The organism is Exilibacterium tricleocarpae (assembly GCF_007004655.1).
Lineage (GTDB): Bacteria > Pseudomonadota > Gammaproteobacteria > Pseudomonadales > Cellvibrionaceae > Exilibacterium > Exilibacterium tricleocarpae.
This window is the reverse complement of sequence record NZ_ML660089.1, coordinates 356,599-379,808: the sequence shown is the minus strand read 5'-3', so window position 1 is coordinate 379,808 and position 23,210 is coordinate 356,599. Positions and strand designations below refer to the sequence as shown.

General features: G+C 41.8%; 19 protein-coding genes. 2 read left to right on the top strand and 17 right to left on the bottom strand.

From position 1 onward, the window contains the following. Nucleotides 1-48: 48 nt before the first annotated feature. Nucleotides 49-1,614 (bottom strand): hypothetical protein, encoded by a 1,566-nt coding sequence (locus FKG94_RS06165; RefSeq protein ID WP_142903319.1) that lies wholly within the window; start codon nucleotides 1,612-1,614, stop codon nucleotides 49-51. A 516-nt stretch (nucleotides 1,615-2,130) separates the two neighbouring features. On the opposite strand from FKG94_RS06165, the gene FKG94_RS06160 reads away from it, so the two are divergent. After that, complete coding sequence (locus tag FKG94_RS06160; RefSeq protein ID WP_142903318.1) at nucleotides 2,131-4,083, top strand: nucleoside-diphosphate sugar epimerase/dehydratase; 1,953 nt, start codon at nucleotides 2,131-2,133, stop codon at nucleotides 4,081-4,083. A 106-nt stretch (nucleotides 4,084-4,189) separates the two neighbouring features. Then, nucleotides 4,190-5,434: an O-antigen ligase family protein gene (locus tag FKG94_RS06155; protein ID WP_142903317.1), complete on the top strand. Its 1,245-nt coding sequence runs from the start codon at nucleotides 4,190-4,192 to the stop codon at nucleotides 5,432-5,434. 92 nt (nucleotides 5,435-5,526) lie between these two features. Here the strand turns inward: FKG94_RS06155 and FKG94_RS06150 are convergent, their stop codons facing one another. The 16 genes from FKG94_RS06150 to FKG94_RS06075 form a co-directional block, all read right to left on the bottom strand. Next, complete coding sequence (locus FKG94_RS06150) at nucleotides 5,527-6,132, bottom strand: sugar transferase (RefSeq protein WP_142903316.1); 606 nt, start codon at nucleotides 6,130-6,132, stop codon at nucleotides 5,527-5,529. Nucleotides 6,133-6,512: 380 nt separating this feature from the next. After that, the gene (locus FKG94_RS06145; protein WP_179957505.1) at nucleotides 6,513-7,313 is read right to left on the bottom strand and encodes a class I SAM-dependent methyltransferase; all 801 of its coding nucleotides are present in this window, start codon (nucleotides 7,311-7,313) and stop codon (nucleotides 6,513-6,515) included. A gap of 1,079 nt (nucleotides 7,314-8,392) precedes the next feature. Continuing rightward, nucleotides 8,393-9,346, bottom strand: a complete 954-nt coding sequence (locus FKG94_RS06140) for a UDP-glucose 4-epimerase family protein (protein WP_142903314.1) — start codon at nucleotides 9,344-9,346, stop codon at nucleotides 8,393-8,395. Further along, a complete protein-coding gene (locus tag FKG94_RS06135; protein ID WP_142903313.1) occupies nucleotides 9,346-10,473 on the bottom strand; it encodes a glycosyltransferase family 4 protein in 1,128 nt (375 codons plus the stop codon). Before FKG94_RS06135 ends, FKG94_RS06140 begins: the two co-directional genes overlap by 1 nt. A gap of 113 nt (nucleotides 10,474-10,586) precedes the next feature. Beyond that, the gene (locus tag FKG94_RS06130) at nucleotides 10,587-11,711 is read right to left on the bottom strand and encodes a glycosyltransferase family 4 protein (RefSeq protein WP_142903312.1); all 1,125 of its coding nucleotides are present in this window, start codon (nucleotides 11,709-11,711) and stop codon (nucleotides 10,587-10,589) included. A gap of 43 nt (nucleotides 11,712-11,754) precedes the next feature. Then, on the bottom strand, nucleotides 11,755-13,020 hold the full coding sequence (locus tag FKG94_RS06125; RefSeq protein ID WP_142903311.1) for a hypothetical protein: 1,266 nt from the start codon (nucleotides 13,018-13,020) through the stop codon (nucleotides 11,755-11,757). Nucleotides 13,021-13,074: 54 nt separating this feature from the next. Beyond that, the gene (locus FKG94_RS06120; RefSeq protein ID WP_142903310.1) at nucleotides 13,075-14,172 is read right to left on the bottom strand and encodes a glycosyltransferase family 4 protein; all 1,098 of its coding nucleotides are present in this window, start codon (nucleotides 14,170-14,172) and stop codon (nucleotides 13,075-13,077) included. A 351-nt stretch (nucleotides 14,173-14,523) separates the two neighbouring features. Beyond that, the gene (locus FKG94_RS06115; protein ID WP_142903309.1) at nucleotides 14,524-15,705 is read right to left on the bottom strand and encodes a glycosyltransferase family 4 protein; all 1,182 of its coding nucleotides are present in this window, start codon (nucleotides 15,703-15,705) and stop codon (nucleotides 14,524-14,526) included. Beyond that, nucleotides 15,705-17,285, bottom strand: a complete 1,581-nt coding sequence (locus FKG94_RS06110; protein ID WP_142903308.1) for a lipopolysaccharide biosynthesis protein — start codon at nucleotides 17,283-17,285, stop codon at nucleotides 15,705-15,707. The genes FKG94_RS06115 and FKG94_RS06110 overlap by 1 nt, the downstream gene beginning before the upstream one ends. A gap of 5 nt (nucleotides 17,286-17,290) precedes the next feature. Beyond that, nucleotides 17,291-17,872 carry an acyltransferase gene (locus FKG94_RS29340; protein WP_142903307.1) on the bottom strand — a complete coding sequence of 194 codons (582 nt, stop codon included), beginning with the start codon at nucleotides 17,870-17,872 and terminating at the stop codon, nucleotides 17,291-17,293. Between the two features lie 63 nt (nucleotides 17,873-17,935). After that, nucleotides 17,936-19,021 (bottom strand): non-hydrolyzing UDP-N-acetylglucosamine 2-epimerase, encoded by a 1,086-nt coding sequence (gene wecB, locus FKG94_RS06100; protein WP_142903306.1) that lies wholly within the window; start codon nucleotides 19,019-19,021, stop codon nucleotides 17,936-17,938. A gap of 103 nt (nucleotides 19,022-19,124) precedes the next feature. Further along, on the bottom strand, nucleotides 19,125-19,514 hold the full coding sequence (locus FKG94_RS06095; protein WP_142903305.1) for an IS3 family transposase: 390 nt from the start codon (nucleotides 19,512-19,514) through the stop codon (nucleotides 19,125-19,127). 535 nt (nucleotides 19,515-20,049) lie between these two features. After that, entirely contained in the window at nucleotides 20,050-20,199 is a 150-nt protein-coding gene (locus tag FKG94_RS29475; RefSeq protein WP_179957504.1) for a transposase, read from the bottom strand. 248 nt (nucleotides 20,200-20,447) lie between these two features. Continuing rightward, nucleotides 20,448-21,566 carry a DegT/DnrJ/EryC1/StrS family aminotransferase gene (locus FKG94_RS06085; protein WP_142903303.1) on the bottom strand — a complete coding sequence of 373 codons (1,119 nt, stop codon included), beginning with the start codon at nucleotides 21,564-21,566 and terminating at the stop codon, nucleotides 20,448-20,450. Nucleotides 21,567-21,621: 55 nt separating this feature from the next. Then, complete coding sequence (locus FKG94_RS06080) at nucleotides 21,622-22,197, bottom strand: acyltransferase (RefSeq protein ID WP_142903302.1); 576 nt, start codon at nucleotides 22,195-22,197, stop codon at nucleotides 21,622-21,624. Then, nucleotides 22,194-23,147, bottom strand: coding sequence for a Gfo/Idh/MocA family protein (locus FKG94_RS06075; protein WP_142903301.1), 954 nt, complete (start codon nucleotides 23,145-23,147; stop codon nucleotides 22,194-22,196). Before FKG94_RS06075 ends, FKG94_RS06080 begins: the two co-directional genes overlap by 4 nt. Between the last annotated feature and the right edge of the window lie 63 nt (nucleotides 23,148-23,210).

Sequence of the window (23,210 nt, the reverse complement as noted above, 5' to 3'; positions counted from 1 at the left end):
CCTCTATACTCCCTAACAGGCTTCACCATATTACAGGTATGTTCTTGGTCAATCTATTGACCGATTCCTCAAGGCCTGACGAATCATGACGGTGGGCACCACGATAATTGCTGTGATAAAGAGTAGAGCTACCCAAATAAGCAATGTGCGTTTGATGTCAATATAGGGCGCTCTTATGAACGGCTCGTTGGTAATTGGCTTGTAAAGTTTACCATTGATACCGACACTCTCTCTGCTGACCTGCTGGTATATATTCTGGGTAATATCCAGATAATCTGAGATTCGATCTAATATTTTTGGTAACGTATGCTCAGCCCTGGCCAGATACTCGTCCCTAAGAACTTTGGATGTTTCAGACTGCCCTACACCGTTTAGTGCTTTGATAAGCCGATCTACCTCATCGATCTGATTTTGAATCCCTGCTGCCTTTAAGTTGGTTTCAAGCCACTGCCGATTTAACTCCTGCCGATACTCCTCCGCTTTACCTTCACTAGACATCTGGAGTACTTTGTCTAGGGCCCCAGCACTCAGTTGGGCACTCCCACCACCCACAAAAGTGCCGCTGTCTTTAGGCAAATTAGTTCCCGCCGGCGAAGGTTGTGACGAATATTTTTCAAAGGCCTGTCTAATTAATTCGGCCTGGCTTTGCAGCAACCGGATATCTTCACTGAGGCGTTGTTTTTTGTCTTCGTAATAGTACAACGACAAGTCACGATTGCGGGTAAGACCCAAGGACCTAATAGGCGACATAAGATCATCGATGACATATCGCCGCAAGTCTTCTAGCGCCTGCTTCAAATCGGCAAGTCCCATCCCGGTATCAGGGTCTTTCAGGGTAGCGGCTCCATCAAACTCAGAAAGAAGTTCGATATTAGTTTCTACCAATCCAGTTTTTTCCTTTAAAAGGTCACTGATTACCATATAGTCAACAGCGTTGATAAGCTCGCGATCTATAGATTTAGCCGACGCAAGCTCGATATCAAGATGTAATACACCCTTATTGGCTATGGAGTATTGAGCCCACGTAGCAGGCAAATCTGATACTATCTGATGCGCTCGTTCTGGAGACACCTCAAAGCGATCTAAACTCATAGTCAGCATTGCAGCCCCACTTACAGCGGCGGCAAGCTCGGCAGACAGACGCTTTTCTAGAGCCTCAACCTCAGGTACAGTGAGTTTTGAGTTGCTTAAAAGCATCTTATACCTGTCAACTATTAGTGCATAAGTCGGCGCATAAGGCTCGACATTGAGGGACCGACGAAACTCGTCTACGGTAATACCTGACTCCAACAAATTGTGCCTTTCAAAGACCTCTTGGATAATAACAGGTGCAATAACGTCCGCAAGTTGAAAGGGGGCACCATTTGGATAAATGCCCTTTTCTACACCAACGAAAGTCAGTTTAATGGCTTTATTTACATTGACACTAGGTTTATGCACGAGCACCTTGAGAGAAACCCATCCGGCATAACCCACGGAGACAACAATAACCGCTGCGAAAAGGTGTCTCCATGTTCTGCAGATGGAACGAAATAACCCAAGCAAATCTATCTCATCAGACTGAGCCGCTCTCACAGGGTCTGACTCAGTAATCGGACTAGCCATATTGTTCAAATTTTAACCTTCCCACTGTTTATAAAGCTTCCAGCCCCTTGACTAAAACGGAGCCAATAAAATCGATACTCTCCGCCCACTAAGCGGTGATTCTCATAGATATGCACTTCGGAATCAATGCCCACCCACCTGAGGCTCGGCGAAAAGTCTCTCTAACAACGGGCCAGATATACTAAAGTTTAAATTTCCGCTATAAATCAATAAGTTACAAATCAAAAAGAATTGACAGTATTCGAACAACTATATAACATAACCGGATTTACAAACACGCTAGGTAGAACTAAACGTGTTTACTTTAACTACTTTGAAAGAGCCAATCAAAAAACTCTACAGGCGCTCAAAACCACGTTCTAATACCTGCACGTAAAGGGCTGCTATGGTAACTCAGCAGAGTTTTATGTAAAACATTAGCTACATTTTTTTTCATTTACTACGGGCTTTTTCGACTAAGATAAGTCGACTACTACTAAAAATAGCTAAGTTACCCCAAAATAAAGAAAAGGAGTTACTGTGTAAATGTTAGGGTTATTGCTAAATGCACCAAGGAAGGCTAAAAGAGCCCTATCTTTGTTTTATGATACGACCGCCATCGCATTAGCGCTTTACGCATCTATATGCTTACGACTGGGCACGGTATGGGTAGATATCGGCCAGAAAGAAATGGCGAGCCTCGGAATAACCTTGATTGTCTCCCTGGTCGCTTTTATTAAGCTTGGCTTATACAGAGCGATTTTACGCTACATGGCACATCAAGCATTAATTAGCGTAATCATAGGTGTCTGCATATCCGGAACAGTTTTAGCTGCCAGTAGCTTTTTCATAAAAGCTTCCATACCGCGATCCGTGCCTTTTATATATATATTTACAGCTCTATTCTTTGTAGGCACACCCCGCTTGCTCATTCGAAGTACGGTGTCTCTTATTAGCCGTGCTAGGAAAGATATTGAAGAAAATATAATAATATATGGCGCAGGCTACAGCGGGTATCAGCTCGCTAACTCAATACAGAATACTCACTATAAAGTGATCGCTTTTGTAGATGATAATCCAAAACTGAAGGGAACCCTACTGAGAGGCTTACCCGTACATAAACCTAGGAACCTAGCCAAACTCATTAAGCTACACCAAATTACCAAAGTATTTCTAGCCCTGGGATCCGCTTCGAGAACTTGCAGATCGCAAATTATTAAATCCCTTGAACCTCTTGGAATCGGTATACAGACAATCCCCCCGATTCAAGACATTCTTAGTGGTAAAGCTAAAATTGAGGACATTAAAGACGTTGAAATTGAAGATCTGCTTGGCCGCGATCCCATCAAACCCGAACCCCGGCTACTCCACGCCTGTATTACCGGCAAGTCGGTAATGGTCACTGGAGCGGGGGGGTCTATAGGCTCTGAGCTTTGCAGACAGATTATTCGACAACGGCCTTCGAAACTGATCTTATTTGAAATCAGCGAGGCCAGTCTGTATCAAATAGAGCTGGAACTATCGAAACACATCGTAAAATTGCCCCACTCTGTTGAGCTAATCCCTCTTATTGGATCAGTGCAAAATCAAAGGCTAATCACGACAATTATGCAGACATTCGATGTACAAACTGTGTATCACGCAGCCGCATATAAACACGTCCCCATAGTTGAACAAAATATCATCGAGGGTGTACGCAACAACGTATTTGGAACGTGGTATTGCGCGGAAGCCGCAATTAAGGCAAACGTCGAGTCTTTTGTATTGATCTCAACCGATAAAGCTGTACGTTCCACAAACATAATGGGAGCTTCTAAGCGGTTCGCAGAATTGGTGCTACAGGGTTTAGCTCAAAGACAGCATAAAACTCGGTTCACTATGGTGCGTTTTGGTAATGTGCTGGGTTCTTCAGGCTCAGTGGTGCCTCTTTTTCGACAACAAATTAAAACGGGGGGCCCGGTAACGGTCACGCACCCTGATATTATAAGATATTTTATGACTATTCCAGAAGCAGCTGAGCTTGTAATTCAAGCAGGAGCAATGGGGCGAGGCGGAGATGTTTTTGTATTAGATATGGGAGAACCGGTCAAAATAGTTGAACTTGCCAAACGAATGATTCACCTCTCAGGGCTGGAAATAAAGGACGAAAACCATCAAGAGGGTGATATAGAAATTGAATTTTCTGGCCTACGGCCTGGCGAAAAACTTTTTGAAGAACTCCTCATAGGTGACAACGTGTCGGGAACTCAACACCCGCGGATACTTAGAGCGGAAGAAAAGTTGTTGACATGGCAAGAGATGGAAAAACTACTCACCAAACTCGAAGTTGCATGTTTAGGCTTACAATGCAACGACGTAAAGGCTGTATTGCTGGAAGCACCAACAGACTTTGTAAGTAAAGAAGGTTTCGTCGATCCCGTTTGGATCAGCAATGAACACCCACAAACAACTAAACCAGTCGACTATAGTGATTCAAAAATTGCCGAGCTACGCACATAAACTATTAAAGATAGATCTTGTGCAATGCCAATTTATCCGCTACTGCTACATATATAAAATATCAGCTTACCATCTTTCCCCACGAGTTATCATTAGGTAAATGCAAATGCATACTGCTGCCAAAACTAATTTTGCCGAAAAATATCGGCAAGCAATCTATAAAACTCTTTGCGCCGGCTTGCTGTTATTCACAAACAGCTTTTTAGTATTTCCTGAAGTGTCTTGGGTGAAGTCTACTTTCTATTGGCTAATACTCTTTCCCTGCATCCTGTTACTACCTCTAGAGATCAGACGTTTTCCATTCAAAAGTAAAGCCTTCTTAGGGTTTATGGCGTTACCTGTCTACCTGTGTATCAGCCACCTATGGGCATCTCAGGATGAAATCACTCGAGGTTTTTTATTCTTCCTTAAACAAATAGTGTTCCTTTTTACATTATTGTTTTCTCTGTGGGTAACCATCAGGCAAAACCGCAGCTTCTTTTTACAACTTACCTCCTCGCTAGTGGTGAGCGGAGCCTTTATGGCCTTCATTTCAATTGCTCAACATATCTTTATCAATGGTGATGTATTCGTTTATAAAGAATTAATGGGGTTTTCAACCAACGATTCAAATAAAGCTGCTGCCTTTCATTCCGTTCACTTGGGATTATGTTGCTGCTTTCTTTTTTTTAATACTGCTCTACGTAAATCAATTAACGCTAAGTTCTTACTCACCATTGCAATAGCATTAGATGTGGCACTAATTTATTTAACTCAGGCCAAAGGGCCCTGGCTAATAATCCCCATAGTTTGCTTTGTTCTGGTTATGTATAAAAGTACTATTTCTACGAGAATCATAACTTCCCTGATAGTAGCCAGCATTACTGCTATTGTAACCTGGTATTTCAAACCTATTGAGATTCTTGACGGTATGTTTAGCTACCGAATTAGGGTTACGCTAGTCAAAGAAAGTATAAGCCAGATGGAGGGTAACTTCCTATATGGGTTAGGGCTAACCTACAAACTACCTGTCAGCGACACAGGGCTAACCCACTCACACAACATATTCGCAGACAGTTTCAGATTTGGCGGTATCATAGCCCTACTACTCATGATAGGACAGGTACTATCAATAGTTTGGTTACAGGTTTCCGCCAATGACAACCTCAACAGCTTTATGGCTTTTGTGTGGTTCTTCGTCGGAGTGGGTCTTTTAAGTCTTTATGGTCAACAAGTATTGACTAGACCAGGGTATATATGGTTCTTATACTGGATTCCAGCGTCAATAACCATAGCCGGTTACCTAAACAGAAGTAATGGTCATTCCTCTATTTGTAACGGAGATGGAGTCAACCGTTCGCTACAAAGCTGACGTTCAGTTTATCCATAGGTGTCTGGAAGACCAATGTATTTCTGGATCATCACATGCACTCGGATTAGCGTTACCGTCTGGTGTTTTTGATTCTAAAGTTGCCCCCTTGTTGGCGTAATTTTATCCCCCGCCCCTCTGCCCAAAGCTGTTGTCGAAATGATTCTAACATAAAGCAGTATGTTCAATTTGGTGATCATTATAGAATCATAGATTGCTAGCTTTTTTGGTGTTGACATATCGATGTTTTTGACTTGAGCTAGGCCGGTAATCCCAGGACGTACATCGAATACTCCTCTCTTTTCTCGCTCCAAAGTTAACTGTATTTGGCTTGGCAGGCCTGGCCGCGGTCCCACGAGGCTCATATGTCCTAAGAGCACATTGAAGAGCTGTGGTAGCTCGTCCAACTTGGATTTTCTTAATAGATTCCCGAGCTTAGTTGTTGAGGTTGCCGGAACCAGATGAGTACCAATAGACGGAGTACCTATTCTCATGGTTCTAAATTTAACGAGTGTGAACTGCTTTTTGTGCCTACCAAGTCGCTTTTGAAAAAAGAGTGGAGACCCACTATCAAAAAAGGTTAAAACAAGGATGGCAGCCATAATTGGAATTGTCAGTATTATTCCCAGTAGGGAAAGTACAAGATCGAGAAATCGTAAAACTAACCTTCTATTTTTTACACTTTCGTGGTGATTTTTCATATAAGACTTAAGTAGATTTCATTTGATAACGTAAAATGTCTTTCGCAACCTTGAGACAGTCGTTCCCTTTCTAAATTGATAAGATTGAGCTACGAAACTTAATCCACCAGCAACGAGGAAAGCCACCGGTAATTGGTGGCACCAAACATTTAAACAAAATTGCGCATATTAGCGGCGCTCCAAAGTAAATATCCTCCGACAAAGCCAAGGGCTTTAGTCTGTGAGTCACTCAAAGCGCAGATGCAAACCTGAGGTTGGTTTGGTACTTACGCATCTATCATGTACCATTTCTTTTTGTTCGACTTTAATGAAACGAAATAGAATTTTGAATACAACCAGATGCACAGCCACACTCTCGTTAGATGGCTTTATAGCCGTATTCACTTACAATCTTCCCCGTTTTTAGTAAGAGCAATATGGACCCCTCTGATTTTCAACTCTTCCTCTGATAGATATCTAAAAGGGGCAGCCAGCGACTCGCGAGAAATAGGCAATTCACTCCAAGTAAATTCTGAAACTTTCTCTAAGTGAAATCCGACAGCAGTGATTAACTCAATCAATGCATTACAACGAATGCGATTGGTATAAAAACCTGACTGGCTAAAAAGAGGACGCTCCCAAACCTGTTCGCTGAATCTTAAATTATACAACCCTCCACCTAAATGGTCTTTTAAGTCTATATGATGTACAACCTTACCACCAGGCCGTAATACTCGATATAGTTCTTCCATATAACCCTCAAACTCTCTCTTGGGTAAGTGTTCCAACACTGAATTAGAGACAATAAAATCAATCGAATTCGACTCCATTAACTTTATCGATTCAATTCCTCTGATAGCATACTCTAGACCGATCCGATCATAAATCGCCTTACTGTCTTTGAGACTTATTAGATCATCACAACAAAACCCTTTATCTTCTAAATATCGGATCATTCTACGGCAGTCGTCATAACCCGACAAAGCTGCGTCAGCAACATCTACTAAATAACTCTTTGATGCTCCCATACGATTAGCTATTATCGCTGTAAAGATTGAATCACCAGGGCCAAGCTCAAGTACCTCAAATTCAGCACTGTCTTTTCTTTCAACAAATGTACACACTGAGGCATTATGGTGTAACAGATCACCATAGGCAGCATGCCGCAAAAAGGTATCATAAGCCCATTTTGGCTCATCCATCCGCCCACGCCTAAAAAGACTTATTCGACGCCACATTGGATAGCTCACAGGCAAACGGGATAGAACTATTTTTAACAATAATTTACATGTCGGAAAAAAAACTCTTTTAAAAAACATTACTCTTCTCTTATGTGGTTAACAATTTAGCCTGAGCCCGTGATTTTGTAACATTGCTGCTACACTCTGCGTCAACGAGTTCTGACCTCAACCCACTTTTCGTGAAAGTATCTTCAGCGCAATCAGATCTGTGCTTTTTATACCATTTTAACAAACTTACCCTTTAAAGCTAACCTAACAGCTTGGCCGATGAACTGATTGTTCGTTGTCACACTAAGCAAATGTTAAGACCTCATAAAGTTCGTCTAATATATGTCGGGATCGGCAACCTCTGCTAATATACAGTCGACAGGCTTGTGCACACCGAATAAGCATTGCCGCCACAGACATTAAATCTGCCTCGCTTTCTGACGCTTCGGTGTGCATGGATTCAATAACCCGTTTTGCCCTATCAAGCGCAAAATATTGTAAACCAACATACAGTATCCTAACTTTGCTTCGACCTTTGTAATCTCGACCACGTAATGCAACTTTCAGAATAATGCCCATTAACCTCTTGTGCTTTAAGCGCCATTAAACCGACGTATTGACACCCTCCGAGTGACGGCCTGAAATGACGGGCCATCAGATGCTCTCCAGTAACTCTCGAACAATGGCGACGTTGTCAGAGCAAATGCCTCGAAGGACCAAATCACTGGGTAGAGCTAGAAAGAGGCTCTCTGTCTGGCTGGATCGACAAAGAACCTGCGTGCCTCCACGTTTGTCCAGCCCGGTCGGCTTGATCTCACTTTTTTGTGAAGCTTCTGTCACCAATAGACGAATCGGTTATAGTTCAGACCGTTGGTCTGATAAAATTGGCTCCGGAGAGCCTGGATTGTATTCACGCATAAAATGTGTTTGGCGAGCTCGATTTATCTGTCATCATAAACAATTGACTATCACTGTTTTTTTTGTCAAAGGTTATAGGGTTTTTACAACAGCGCTCTGTTGATTCTATCAGGGCTCCGCTTGTTAACCTACCATTACCGCTTTGTACATTCTTCATTATGGAACATCATAGAGAATGACTCCTCAACTGTGTAGGGAGGTACCCAATCCAATTTATGTTTAGTATACGAAATGTCGACCTCAAGATCACCGGCTAGTCGATTTACAAGTTCTGCCTTACCCAAAAAGCTGGCAAAAGTTTTCAAAACTATAATAGGAACTGGTAGCAAAACTACTTTTCGCTGCAATCCCTTAGAAAGGTATTTCACGAGCTGTTTAGTCGAAATCGTTCGATCGTCAGACGCCAAAAAAGTCTGCCCTGCAGCATGAGGATTGGTAAGGCAAACCCTCATCAAATCCACCAAGTTATAAACACTAATCAGACTTCTTCTGTTGTTTACCATGCCCAACGGTAAAGGATTTCCCCTCTTAATCATTTTAGCCAATGTCTGGATATTTCCCTTTACACCCGGACCATAGACTAATGGAGGCCGAATAATAACAATTTCTAGACCTAACTTTTGCGATAGTTCTTTAAGCCCTATTTCTGCCTCCTGTTTTGATATAGCATAGGGCTCCTCGGGAGCAGCTACCTGATTGTGAGAAAATGGCGTAGCACTGCTCTCTCCGTTGACTTTAATACTACTAACATAAACAAATCGTTTAATCCCTGCATTAGCTGCCTGCTTGGCTAGGTTTATCGTGCCCTGGACATTTGTTGTCCTAAAAATGTCAAGCGAGTCGTCAGCGCTATCCTGCATAGTATGAACTCTAGCAGCCAAATGAATCAAGGCATCATTATTAGCAAGCGCTTTACCCCAATCAGTATGGGCGGTGATATCACCCACCACAAAATCTGTGATGTCGGGAAGACTTAGTTTACCTTCTGGTGAACGAACTGAAGCACTCACTCTAAGCCCAGTTTTTACTAACTGCTGGCACAAAGTTCTACCGATAAAGCCATTGGCTCCTGTCACAAGCACGCGCATTAGCTTAGCAACCTTTTATAAAGATCTAATGAAGCGGCCACGACAAGCTCCTCAGAAAACTCTTGCTCAACTATCTGACGTCCGCACTTTCCCATTTCTTTACGTTGAAACTCGTTTACCATCAGTTTTTCGAGGGCTGATGCTAAAGCGACTACATCTCGAGGGGGTACTAAAAGTCCATTCCTATTATTTCTCACTATCTCACGACAACCCGGCATATCGGTCGTGACGATCGCCCGACCACTAGCAGCAGCCTCGATAAGGCTTTTGGGAACACCCTCGCCGTAATAGCTAGGTAAAACTGCAATATGGGACTCCGCCCAAACCGCCGGTATGTCGTTCCGATGGCCGCACCACTCAATCAATCCCGACTCCTGCCACCTTAATAGCTGCTCTCGACTAACCGATGCTGGGTTTTCAGAATCAGGTTTACCTACTAATAGAGCCCTAAAACTAAGGCCATTCTCTTTAAGTATTTTTGTTGCATTAACAAACTCTCCAACACCTTTATCCCATAACATCCTCGACACCAAAGTTACCACCATAGGTCCGCTGGGCTCCCTCAGATTTTTAAATTGCTTAATATCGACTCCGGAACCACTAATTAGCTTTACTCTCGCGTCCGGAACAGAGAGAGACTGAAGCAGTAACTGTTGATCTTCTGGATTCTGGACGATTACGACACTATTGGAATTTCTAAATAGCCTACTATAAACAAACTTTATTACCGGCCTAAGTATTCGAGCCAACGGGCGATTAGAACTAAATATAAAACCAAGACCCGCAACTGCATTAACAACTTTCACATTTTTCAAGAATTTTGTAGCTATACTACCGTATATAACAGGCTTCAGAGCAACATGGTGAACTATATCCGGTTTTTCTTTCCTATATATACGAATGATCTCAAGTAGAAGTGCTAGTTCGCTGAGGGGATTTATGCTACGTCGACTCAATGTCAGTGGCAACAGCCGAAAACCTTCTTTCTCTATGACATCACCATGTTGCCGGACGCGAGTTGCCACTATCACATCGTAACCATTTTTTTTGGCTGCCCGGGCTATCGGCAAACGATGAGAACAAAAATACCAGTCTTCTGTAACAAAAAAGATTAACTTAGTTTTCAATTATACAGTTCTCAAAAAAACTTTATCGAAATAGTACAGCTAAATCTGCTTTTCAATACCAGCTAGGATCTACTTTACTCAAATAAATAGCGAAAACGCGAAAGAAAAAAATCTTACAGTAAATCTCTATAAAGCGATTTATAACCAACTACTACATTATTCAACGCATAGCATTTGTGAATCTTCTCTTTCGCCCTAACCTTCAAAAAGGATCTTTCTTCGTCCGAAGCCAAAAGCAACTTTTCGATGCCCGCTTCCAAAGCGGCTTCATCTCGCGGTGGGACAATTATACCAGAGTCACCAACGATGCTTGCACTATCGCCAACATCGGTGGCAACACAAGGGAGGCTAGAGGCCATTGCCTCGCCAAGGACATTGGGAAACGCTTCAGACCAAGAACTTTGACAAAAAATATCCATAACGCTCATAACACCAGGAATGTCATTACGCTCACCTAACAGGCGGAATCTGTTTCTTAAACTTACCGGGATCAAGCTACTCAACTCTCTATTTTCAATTACGACATCTCGGCCACATAGTACAACATACAAGCCAGGGTAACGAGAAACAAGGGAAGTGGTTACTTTCAAAAAACTCATGTGATTCTTCATCGGGTGAAAACGTGCCACATGACCTACAACAAATGAGTTGGCTGGGATCCCTAAACCTTCCCGCATACGCGACCGTGTATTATGAGAGTAAGAGAAAAGCTTCAAGTCAAAGCCATTGGGAAGCACTTTCCCCTTATACTTCGAAAAGCCAAGTGCCTCATGCTGCTGTCGTGATGTTTGACTGTTATAAAGAATCGTATCAGGAACTGTGGAAAAAAGGCGGTTTAAGTAAATGATAAACCTAGTCGAGGGTTTTTCATCCTTCATATTATAGACTGAGTGTCGGATATTCCAAACTACTTTAGTCTGCTTACGAGCCATTTTACTTGCAAAGGTTGACACTAAATTACCATGGTACATCCATCCTTGGATTAAATCAGGTTGGAATTTATAGATAATATTCCTTAATTTGAATACACTTGAAATAGACGGTCTTCCTCTCTGCATACCTAAAGTAGCTACCGGTACGCCTAACGCTCTAATTGATGCACCCACAGTCCCTTCATCTGTTAGAGAAACAACGAGGTTATCGAAATCTTTGCTTACCCCCCCTTGGAGCACGTTGCAAAGCGCCCGCTCCGCCCCACCAGTTGATAAACCGGTTATTAAATGAATGACTTTGTACATAGCTATCTTACGTTAGCACCTCAGCTCTACCAATTTCACACATTCACACAATAGACCTTTCTCTTGGTTCAACTCCTACACGCGTTCCCAAATAAAATAACCTTAAACCAAAAAGCGACCAAATAAACCGTGAAGAATAACCGTGATACAAAAAAGGCTCTTTAAGCTCTGCGATAAACAAAGCCCCGACTATAGGCAGAAAATAGAACACAAGGTTTTTGCTTAACACAAGCCTGGAAAAAGCTATAGCAATTGCTATATATATAAAAAACGCAAGAGGAATCCCAACAGCGAATATCGTTTTTACATATCCAATGTCTGAGTGTCTATTAGCGGGATCATTGTGGACCCCACCAACACCTGTTATCAAGTGACACAAAGACTCAGGAAGAAACAACATTTTTTTTAAAATCTCTGTTGTGCCTTCTTCTCTAAAACTCGATAAACCATCTTCGAGAAAAAACAAAGAATACTTCATCACCGTATTACTGACAAATTGTTCTAGTAAGGGAAATAGAGCTATTCCCCCAATAGTAAAAACCAGGACCCATGATAAAATTTGCCGCCTCCTCTTTAACATACAAAATAGTAGCAAAAGAAAAATTGAAATAAATCCTATACCGAGAAGCAGACCAGTTCTGCCGATATAGAGGGTAGCGAAAAGAAGTATCGTACATAACAGTATCGAGGTAATTGGCTTCAGCTCACCTCTTGCCGATAAGACAAGAGCAATCCAAACCATCAAAGCGTTTAAAAGAGAAAGATTAGCACCTCCAGCCGATGCAAGTCCGCGATGCCTAAACGGATGTTCTGCGTGTTTGATGTTGCCAGTCTCCGCCAGCATTCCTTCCAAAAATGCTTTAAGCTCAGAATTATAGTGACTTAATATAATCAGTATGCTGTTTATAACAGCGGTGGCTAAAACGAATTTCGCTAATCGTATATGAGCTTGATCGTTAGTACACCCCTCCCGCCACCAGATTCTTCCTATGATGTGACCAAAGGTTATGTAGATAGGAATTTGCAACCCAATTTTAAGATGATCGAAATCCGGTGCTCCATTTAGTAGGCCCATTAATATAGCATAGAACCCTATTCCCACCCCTAGTAATCCTATTATATACAGTTTTTCATTCCGTAATGAGCGGATCGTGGCACCTGGCGCTGATAAAAACAAGGCGAAGAGACCGATCAGGCCACCGTGCAGCACTCCTCCTTTTATAGCAAAATAAGGTGACAATATAAACATTGCCACCGCAAATCCAATAAAAATATTAACCAGAGAAGCTCTCTTCACAAGGTAAGTCAAAACAGCCTCCCAACTCTTTAGTCCTAACAATCTAAAATAAGAATGATTAAGTAATTACAACAAAGGTATAACCAACTTAGCTCTTACCCTCCAACTGTAAGAACGAAGAAGAGTTTCATAGGCATTTTTCGACATTTTTTCTGCAAGTAATGGATCGTCAGATATCCTCCTTAATGCGGCACACCACCCCAATATATCCCGAGGATCAACAAGCAAGGCAGAATGTTCGTGGACCAGAACCTCACGGATCACAGGTAAGTCTGATGCAACAATAGGGCGACTAGCGCTCATATATTCAAACATTTTTAGGGGGGACATGAAGCGTGCTATATCACCACCTTGTGCTGTTTCCACTTTGTTTTGTGGGGGTAGGAGAAGGATATCAAAACTTTGCATAAGCTCTGGAACTAAAGCAGCCTGCACTTGCCCGTGAAATATTACTCTCTCTTCGAGTTCCTGACGCCATTTATCAAAAAGACCATTAGCACCAACAACGTGATATTCATACTCCGGTGCTGTTCTCGCTAATCTTGCAATGACTTCCATTCCTTTTCCTGGATAGAGAGATCCGACATAACCCACCTTTAGTTTTGCACTTTTATTGTTACGAGTTCTACAACCTCCTGGTACATTACTTACATCTGCTCCATCATGGGCAACAACTATATCCTTGCCTTTTAAAACTGAAAATTTCTCCAAATAAGCCTGTTTGAGCGCATTGCTTATAACAATTAAGCGCTTGAAATTTGGATTTAAAAACAACAACCGCTCCAGCCCATATCTAAATTGATTACCTGGGAGTGAATGAGCTTCATAAATAAAAGAAATTCCAAGTCCACAGCTAAAAAATAGGCTATGCGGACACCTGCCGTATAGTAAGGTTGGTTTAAGAGATGTTAAATACCAAGCCACTCCAGCACCATAGAGTACGCTACCTAACTTTCCAGCAAAACGCTTAACAAATTTAATACCAAAATTGCTATTAACTCCATAATTCGACCAAATACTGCTGTTCTTTTTTGTATGCCCCTGTTGTCCAACTAAGGTAACGTTGTGCCCCTCACTCGCAAGTGCTGAACACATTTTCATCACATGCACGCTATTTGCCTGTGTTGACGGGAGTGTCGAGCTAGAAAGATATGCTATTTTCATTTAATCACTTTCCTGCGATCTCAGTTTTTTACGCTGGCCCTAAAAACTCCAACCAGACAACGAACCAACGAAACTTTAATTCGTAAAAAGACTTCTACCACATTTTCTTGATCGGTCTCGCAGCGACTCTTCTTTTTACACAGCTATAGGGTAGGCCTTTGGCCGCCAATAGTAACGTAACACTAAAACCAATTTAAACATCGCCCCCTCCTACTATAAAACGTCATAAGCCACTCTACTTTATTGTGTTCTAATGTCTGAATAGTATTTGCTTGCCTTTATCTATATAAAAATTGGTCTAACTTTAATATAGTTAAATAATATTAACCGCACAAAAAATGGTTATTCGCTTTATGTATCGTCTACCGCTTTTTTAATTTCATCAAGACTGAGAACCCTAACTTTATCTCCTTCAAATATCCCACAAGGCACCTCATAGTCTGTGAAAACTGTTTTATAAAAAAGACTGTGCAGATATGCTCTTTTTTCTGAACCGAATTTATCAAGAACTTCGGCTTTGGCACGAGAAACTATCGCACTAACACTCTGTTTATCTATATCTAAAAAATAATCTATCTTACTTACAAGCGAACTCAGATTTTTATGCTCATGAACAAAGCCAGAAACCCCATCCGCAACTATCTTATCCACCCATTCGACATCAGGGAGTAAGACGGGGACTTCCAAAAGCATAGCCTCTAATACAGAATTATTTAACCAAACTAAGTCAGCAGGAAGAACAAACAAATCCGCCAGACCATAATAAAATTCTCTGTTATCATTCATCTGGTGAATTTGAACCCGCCATCTGTCCTGCGGCGAAATTCTCTGAACTATGTTAGATACACTATCGACTTCATTACGGTTCCTAGCCCCTACAAGAAGAAAAACAACGTCATTTCGTCTTCTCACTAACTCTAATGCAGCCTCCGCGAGAAGGTCAACATTCCTCCAGACCTTAAAGGAGTTGAAGAACAAAACAACTTTCTGGTCTTTGCTTTTTTTAAATTGACATTTGGATAGGCCTTCAAATACCCCGTTGTGTATAAACTTAGCTTTTTCTCTCGGCACTATATCAAATTCATCAAGTTTAGAAAGCATATAGCTTTCCTTTATTTGAAACCTCTTTGAACATCTAAGTGCCAGCTTTACGGATAAGTCTTTTAAAAATCTACTTCTCCCAAAGTCTAACAACTCTCTACCAGTACAAATGACTGTAATAGGAGTACGAAAAAACAGACAAGAGCCTATCTTCAAAATCTCAAACAGAACACCCAAGCGTCCAAACTGATGCAGATAGAACTCAACAAGGTCAGGCTTTTCCTTTATCAGTAAAAAAACAAACTGAAAGAACTCAATAAAGTAGTTAGCGGAAAATTTTTTTGTGCGAACTTGCAAAGCAGGAGAAGGAAGCCGATCAGCACTTCTATAGGCGAGCAGATGATCAAATCCATATCTTTTTAATCGATAGTAAAGCGCCACATTACCGTCCGTTAGCGCACTCAAACCATCTACAAGTATTTTTTTCTGCATTAAAACCTTCCTCTAAAAAAATTCATAAAGTCATTAAAAATCTCAAAAAACAAAATAATTTTCTGCCCATAACTAGACACTGAAAGAAAACGCTTTAAAAATAGCGAATCTTTATCTGTAAAAATCTTGCTAACAAAAGAAAAAACAAAAGCAATTAAAAAATAGATTCCCGTAATTCCTATAAATACCCAGACGTTGTATACACTCAATGATCGAAATAAGATACAAAACAAGGCAAGCAAACCAAAATAAACAACAACTCCTTTGAGCTCATACCATTTGATCTTCAGGCCATATTTTCCACTAAGTAATCTATACAGGAGATAATTGCGCGCGAAGTCACCAAAAAGTGTAATAATAACAATGCCTAATATACCATAGACCTTGGCGCAAACGACACTTAAAGGGAGCGTAATCAAGACAATCAGCTTACAGTACATTGCCAAGTCGATCCGTTCTAATACTACAGCCATCAGGCCTGTAGAATAAAATAACGAAACCGTTAACCCCCCAAGGAGGACCACTGAAACGACTAACCAAGAATTAGAATACTGGCTTCCAAATATTAATGATACAAAAATATCGCTAAAAGCAACCAAATAGATTATAGGCACGCCAAAAATACAAAGCAGTATTTTGGTCATCAGATTTGCAATACTATTAGCTTCTTCACTAACTTGTTTCTCTGACCCGAAGCGATTGACCATTGCAGGCCTAAACACCGCATTTAATTCTTTTAAAGGTATAAGCTGAAACAGCATTTGATAAAGTCGATACCCCACTGAAAGTAGCCCTACCTGTATAGGGTTCAAGGTCGCAGAGGCAACTATCAAGCTAGAGACTTTACCGACAACAGCTGATCCAAATTCATTACCTAGGCTAAAAAACCCATACTTGTACACTCTGAAGCGATTACTTTTTCTCTTCTGTATATATTGCATGTTATCGGTGCTTCTTTTTAGACGTATAATATAGCGGGTAACAATCACTGCACCGGGAACTACTACAGTTACAAACCCTAAAGAACTTACTAACAACAAAAGTGATAAATTAATCCACGGCAATATGCTCAAATTAAGTGCCGTAGTAACTAACGACTGAACAATATAGAGCTTCGCCAATTTCCCGTGAAGCATCATAGAAGTAAGAGTTGCAGCTATTAATATATTTAGCAGCGCTAAAGCTATATAAAAACAAATGGGAATTAACACATCGTCAAAGTACGGAAAATTTAAAAAACCAATAAAAATTGAGGAATAAATATTTATTAGAAGTAGTATAAGAAAAATGGACACGACAGACAGAAAACAGGAATATACAAATAGCGACTTAATTCTGAAATAGTCCTCGAAACGGGCATATTCCGGGATGTACCTTGCTAAGACACACCCTATCGGAGTAACACTTGCAGCTCCCAACAAAGTAGCTATGCTAGCAACTAAACTGAAAGAACCAAATTCAGATACAGACAGGTGGCGGATCACCAAAAGCTGTGTAACTATTGAGGCTAGTTGGATAAAAATTTTATATGTATATGTCCAAACTATACTAGAAAGGACTGCAGACTTACTGTAATCCATGTGAGCTATTTTTTTTCAAAGTCATTTACTACATCGCATGTAGAACATCTCCATCGACCGATTGATTCATGCATCTGTAGGCCACAAGTACAAATTTGGCCAATCTTAGCTGCTGGAACTCCAGCAACTATTTCATACTCACCAACATTTTTAGTAACTACTGCTCCCGCTCCAACTACCGCATTATCACCGACACTAACACCAGACAATATGACAGCTGACGTACCGATCCAAACATTATCCCCCACCTTAACAGGATCGCTTTTAACTGCAGCTCTAGAAATGTCCATTGAATGATTACCGCTAATAATCCTGACCCCAGGAGCAAATAATACATTATGTCCAAAATAGATCCCATTTACCGCAGAAAAATAGCACCCCCCGCTGGATTCCATACTTGAAATAAACTTCTCTCCGCCCTTAAACTTAATATTACTGGGTGATGCTAACGTGGTCGTATAGTGAACGCTCAATGGAAACTTTGAATTCACACCAAACCACTTTTGAACTATGTGATTTATCAATCGAATGTTATTTCGTTTGGAGGGCCGAAAAAGTCGCTTTACCAGTAAGACAAAAAATTTCATTTATCTATACTCCTAACGTCACAGAGATGCATAGTTCAAAGCTTCCCTCGGAGAAGTTTTGGATCACAATGAAAAAATGAACTTTACAATTTCCTTTACGCACCTCCTACTAGCTCCACATTTACCAAGCGCATCAGGCCTTTCAGCAGGCACATTTATATTGCATAGCGCCTCACGGATCATAACAGGGTTAGCCCCAACCAACTGATTCCAACCCATATCGACTGTTTCTACCCATTCAGTTTCTTCTCTTAATGTTACACATGGGCGCCCTAACCAATACGCTTCTTTCTGCATTCCTCCCGAATCGGTTATCAGTGCCTTTGAGTTTTTGAGGAGTGTAATAGTCTCACCATATCCCAGAGGGCTAGTAACGATAACACTGCTAGGAACATTCACATTGGTACTTTGGATTACGCTTTGCGCCCGAGGATGAATAGGCCATAAAACTTTAGTGTCTATTTCTGCTAACTCATTTAGAATTGAGGTTATGTTTTCTCCATTTTTAGTATTTTCCGCACGATGCAAAGTTAACAAAAAGTATTCTTCAAAACAGAGATTGTGTTTGACTAACACCTCTGAGTTATCGAAACCTTTTGCCGCTTCTAACACCGCATCTTGCATCACGTCACCAACTTCTCGCACTCCATCTTTTATTCCCTCTTTTTCGAGATTTACTGTAGCTGTCTTAGTAGGGCATAACAGAAGCGACGAAACATGATCCGTAATTACCCTATTTATCTCTTCAGGCATATTTCTATTAAAACTCCGTAAGCCTGACTCAATATGTACCAATGGAATATTCATCTTTGAGGCTGCTAATGCTCCCGCCAAAGTAGAATTAGTATCTCCATAGGTAAGAACGCATTGCGGCTTTTCTTTTTGAAGAACTTCTTCAATTTTAATAAGCATAGCTGCTGTTTGCTGGCCATGTGTTCCAGAACCTACACTTAGGAAATATTTGGGGTTAGGTATACCTAATTCTTTAAAGAAGATATCGGACATATTGCCGTCGTAGTGCTGGCCTGTATGAACTATTATCTCATCAATATAAATGTTCTGTTCATTAGCGAAATTAACGAAAGCTTTGGATACGGTAGCCGCTTTAATGAACTGAGGTCGTGCCCCTAAAATGGTGATTAGTTTCATACCAGTTAATTCAAATTACCCAATCAATGTATATAGTTTTAGACGACGCCTTTTTGAGACATAAGTAAATACTTGTAGTTATCAAGCCCAAATGGACACCCAGTTAAGCCGCTTTAGGTAAAGTGGCAGCCTCATAATCATTTGGGCTCTGATGGACCAGGTAGATATGAAGTCGTCGGCTGTTGTAAAACACTGCTATATAGTCAATCACGTCCTGTTGTGCCACTTCACACACTTGATACACTCGATGACTTGTCCGTTCCGTTTTCAAGCTGCGAAAAAAGCGCTCGACCACGGCATTATCCCAACAATTCCCCTTGCGACTCATGCTACACACCATGCCGTGCTTTTTCAGCTCTGCCTGGGCATAGCTCGCGTACTGGCTATCGCGATCAGAGTGCTGCGGCAGGTCTCTCGGTGGCCGTATGCGCCACACCGCCATCGTCAACTCATTGGTCACCAACGCCTTCGTCAAGCGCTTGTCGATACCCAACCCACTACTTTGCGCGAGAACAGATCAATAACCACCACCAAGTACAACCAGCCTTCCTGGGCCCACAGACAAGTGATATTTTTCGACCATAAAGTAAAACAGCCTGTCGAGCCGATTAGGTGCCACAGGGTAGTTATAGCGACTATGGGTGGCTACTCTAAAACGCCTCGCCGGCAATACCCGCAGTCCCAACGTCTGCATCAAGTTTCTCGCCTGATGGCGCCCAATATTAAAGCCCAAGACCTGAAGGCATTCGACATACGTCAAGAACCGTAGGTCCTGGGAACGTTCAAAAATGTCTTTGTTAGTCGCTTTCAGCTCGCGATCGCCACCCGCCCCAAAGCCTTTAAATCCACTTCGGCTAACGCTCATGGCACGCACAACAAGGTCACGGGATAGGCCTTCCTCTCCTGCCGAATAAAGTCGAGCCTACAACCGCCTTTTTTAAGATCTCCCGCCCCATTTCTAGGCGTTTCACCTGCGCCTCCAACTCGCGGATTCGCGCCTGCTCTTTGATGGGCTCGGCGCTTGATGGCTACCCACTATCAGTTGTGCCGGTGGCCTTCCAGCGCCGACTCCCCAAATTTCTGGTGGCCTCAAGTACCTTGTACCCCTGTTCAATCACTAGCCTCACCGCATCCTGCTTTAACTCATCGGTATATTTGCGTCTCTTTTGTACAGTCATTAAACACCTCGCTAGCGCTATTTTCACGCTTAAGGGTGTGTACATTCAAATTAAACCACTTCAACTCTGTTCTTACACAAGCTAATAACTTCCATACCAAGTCTCACCACACTTCGGTCTATTCAAAATGGAGCAATGAAAAATGTTACCCCACTCTGTTTAAAGCCAGAAGACCAAAGTCCGCTTCTGGCATCAGCCTATATAGCTCATTGTGCTATGGAGAAAAAATTCACCACTCAAGGCCTTTTTTACGTCCCAAAGGTCTTTATTTTCGCTTTAGTGCATGCTCTATTTAATTCCTCTACAACAATTAGTTGCTCCTCTTCTGACAGGTTTGGATGCATGGGTATACTAAGCACATGTTTAGCTAACCTTTCACTTACCGGTACAAAAGCAGCGTCATCACTTATGGCAGGCTGCTTATTCAGTGACATAGGGTAATGAATTGCTGTTGGGATACCTGCCTGCTTCAAGTGGTTTACAACACAATCGCGATGCTCCAACACGATCGTGTACTGCGCGTACACACAACTATTCCATTCGTTAATAAAAGGAGTTTTTACTTCAGGACAAATATCATTGAATAACTTCGTATACTTGGCACCGAGCTCGCCTCGAAGCTCAAGTTCTTGCGGAAATATCACAAGCTTCGCCAATAAAACAGCCGCCTGAAGTGTATCAATGCGACCATTAACACCCACTCTAACGTGGTGATAACGATAATCTTGTCCGTGCTTGCTAATTTGACGCATGACTGTCGCAAGCTCATCATCGTTTGTGAAAACCGCTCCTCCGTCTCCATAACCTCCCAGTGGTTTCGACGGAAAAAAGCTAGTAGTTCCAACCGTTGTTAACCCACAGGATCTTCGGCCCTTGTATAACGCACCAAAGCTCTGTGCACCATCCTCGATGACAGGTAACTTATACTTTTCAGCGATTTGATTAATTTCATCAAAATCAGCGCATTGCCCATATAAACTCACTGGTATTACTGCTTTAGTATTCTCGGTAATCGCTGCTTCCAATAGTTGCGGATCAAGGTTATAAGTTTTTTTATCAACATCTACATATATGGGTTTAGCGCCAAGAAGCGCTACTATCTCTGCCGGGGCGATATATGTAAAGGCTGGAACAATAACTTCGTCGTCATGACCAACGCCTAAAGCCATCAGTGATATAAGTAATGCATCTGTTCCGCTAGAAACAGCAATACAATTCCTAACACCAACAAAGCTAGCGAGAGAGGCTTCTAGCTCAGACACCTCCGGGCCAAGAATATACTGTCCATGTTCTAAGACGCCTTTAATTCTTCGGTTGATTTCTTTCTCGATCTGGCGATACTGTGCATTTAAATCAATAAATTGCATACAAACACTTCTTAAACGACCAGGTATTTAAAACTTTAGCTAAGAGAGTCATAAACTAGTTCTTTGAAATCACACTACCACGTAACTTATAGACACAGTTCTTATGTGGGCAAACTGTCTCCGCATTTCCTTCCAATGGTAAGTCTAACTGCTCTCCATATTCACTCATCCATCCAATTTGCTTAGCAGGAACGCCAGCAACCAGAGCGTAATCAGGTATATCTTTTGTAACAACAGCACCAGCACCGACGAAGGCATGTGCCCCTATGGTCACACCACACACGATGGTACAGTTAGCACCCAAAGTGGCACCGCGCCTGACCAAAGTGCGCCTATATTCGTTCTTACGATTTATGGCCGTACGAGGATTATAAACATTAGTAAACACCATACTCGGACCACAAAACACCCCATCTTCCAAAATCACACTATCATATACCGATACATTATTTTGAATCTTACATAGATCACCGATCACAACGTCATTACCCACGAACACATTCTGACCAAGTGAAACACCGGCACCAACTCTAGCACCACTACATACGTGCACAAAGTGCCAGATTCGCGAACCTTCACCGATCTGAGCACCGTCATCAATGACTGCGCTGTCATGTACCTCGTATGTCATATAGACACCTTTTTTAGAAATGGGTGGTAGTCCCCCACCAAGCCTCTAACCTCAGCTGTACGAATATCAGCTACTGTCTCAATTGCGACCCGATTTTCCTCTAGACCAAAACCTCCCCCCACCAGAATCTCTTGGTAACTGCGAGTATGTAAATCCGCAAAGCCCTCAGAAAACTCAATCTCCTTACCATCGACAACAATCGAACGAAAAGTTCGCTGCGCTGCTTTTTTTATAGGGGTTGGAATATCATCAAAATCACATGACAAGAACCACCGAACTCGAGCGTTCTCATACTCGAGATATCCCGCCGATTTGTTATCGGCGTGACAGTGCACGACGTTTTCTTGCAGCGCACCAAATAAATAGTGAAGCATATCGTAAAAATGTACACCTATATTTGTTGCAATACCGCCAGATTTCTTCACATCTCCCTTCCACGACTGCATATACCAGCTCCCGCGAGAGGTAATGTAGGTCAAATCCACTTCGCATTTTTTGTTAGAAGTATCTTTTTTTACCTTCTCATGTAACGCAATAATCTCTGGATGCAATCGTAGTTGGAGGATGGTATTTACCTTTCGACCACTATCCCGCTCAACATCCAACAAACCATCTATATTCCACGGATTAAGCACAAGAGGCTTTTCGCAAATTGCGTCACAATCGGACCTTAAAGCAAACCTGACATGCGAGTCATGCAAATAATTGGGCGAACAAATTGATATATAATCAACCTTATGCTCATGATTACTTCTCCTCAGCTTATCAATATGTCTATCAAATCTCTCATATTCTGTAAAAAATTTAGCGTCGGGGGAGAAACTATCTATTATCCCAACAGAGTCACTAGGATCTAAAGCCGCCACCAATTTGTTTTTCGTTTCTTTAATTGCTCTCATGTGACGTGGGGCTATATAACCAGCAGCGCCGACTAACGCAAAGTTCTTCATAACACTAGTTTATTTTCCTCAAGTAGACATTGATGTGCATGAGATTATTTCTAAATCTAGGGT

Bases quoted from the DNA above. Each gene is read 5' to 3' on its own strand.
- FKG94_RS06075 (WP_142903301.1), bottom strand. From the start codon at position 23,147: ATGAAGAACTTTGCGTTAGTCGGCGCTGCTGGTTATATAGCCCCACGT.
- FKG94_RS06110 (WP_142903308.1), bottom strand. From the start codon at position 17,285: ATGGATTACAGTAAGTCTGCAGTCCTTTCTAGTATAGTTTGGACATAT.
- FKG94_RS06130 (WP_142903312.1), bottom strand. From the start codon at position 11,711: ATGTACAAAGTCATTCATTTAATAACCGGTTTATCAACTGGTGGGGCG.
- FKG94_RS29475 (WP_179957504.1), bottom strand. From the start codon at position 20,199: ATGACTGTACAAAAGAGACGCAAATATACCGATGAGTTAAAGCAGGAT.
- FKG94_RS29340 (WP_142903307.1), bottom strand. From the start codon at position 17,872: ATGAAATTTTTTGTCTTACTGGTAAAGCGACTTTTTCGGCCCTCCAAA.
- FKG94_RS06140 (WP_142903314.1), bottom strand. From the start codon at position 9,346: ATGCGCGTGCTTGTGACAGGAGCCAATGGCTTTATCGGTAGAACTTTG.
- FKG94_RS06120 (WP_142903310.1), bottom strand. From the start codon at position 14,172: ATGAAAATAGCATATCTTTCTAGCTCGACACTCCCGTCAACACAGGCA.
- FKG94_RS06150 (WP_142903316.1), bottom strand. From the start codon at position 6,132: ATGAAAAATCACCACGAAAGTGTAAAAAATAGAAGGTTAGTTTTACGA.
- FKG94_RS06080 (WP_142903302.1), bottom strand. From the start codon at position 22,197: ATGACATACGAGGTACATGACAGCGCAGTCATTGATGACGGTGCTCAG.
- FKG94_RS06155 (WP_142903317.1), top strand. From the start codon at position 4,190: ATGCATACTGCTGCCAAAACTAATTTTGCCGAAAAATATCGGCAAGCA.
- FKG94_RS06160 (WP_142903318.1), top strand. From the start codon at position 2,131: ATGTTAGGGTTATTGCTAAATGCACCAAGGAAGGCTAAAAGAGCCCTA.
- FKG94_RS06085 (WP_142903303.1), bottom strand. From the start codon at position 21,566: ATGCAATTTATTGATTTAAATGCACAGTATCGCCAGATCGAGAAAGAA.
- wecB (WP_142903306.1), bottom strand. From the start codon at position 19,021: ATGAAACTAATCACCATTTTAGGGGCACGACCTCAGTTCATTAAAGCG.
- FKG94_RS06115 (WP_142903309.1), bottom strand. From the start codon at position 15,705: ATGCAGAAAAAAATACTTGTAGATGGTTTGAGTGCGCTAACGGACGGT.
- FKG94_RS06145 (WP_179957505.1), bottom strand. From the start codon at position 7,313: ATGGATGAGCCAAAATGGGCTTATGATACCTTTTTGCGGCATGCTGCC.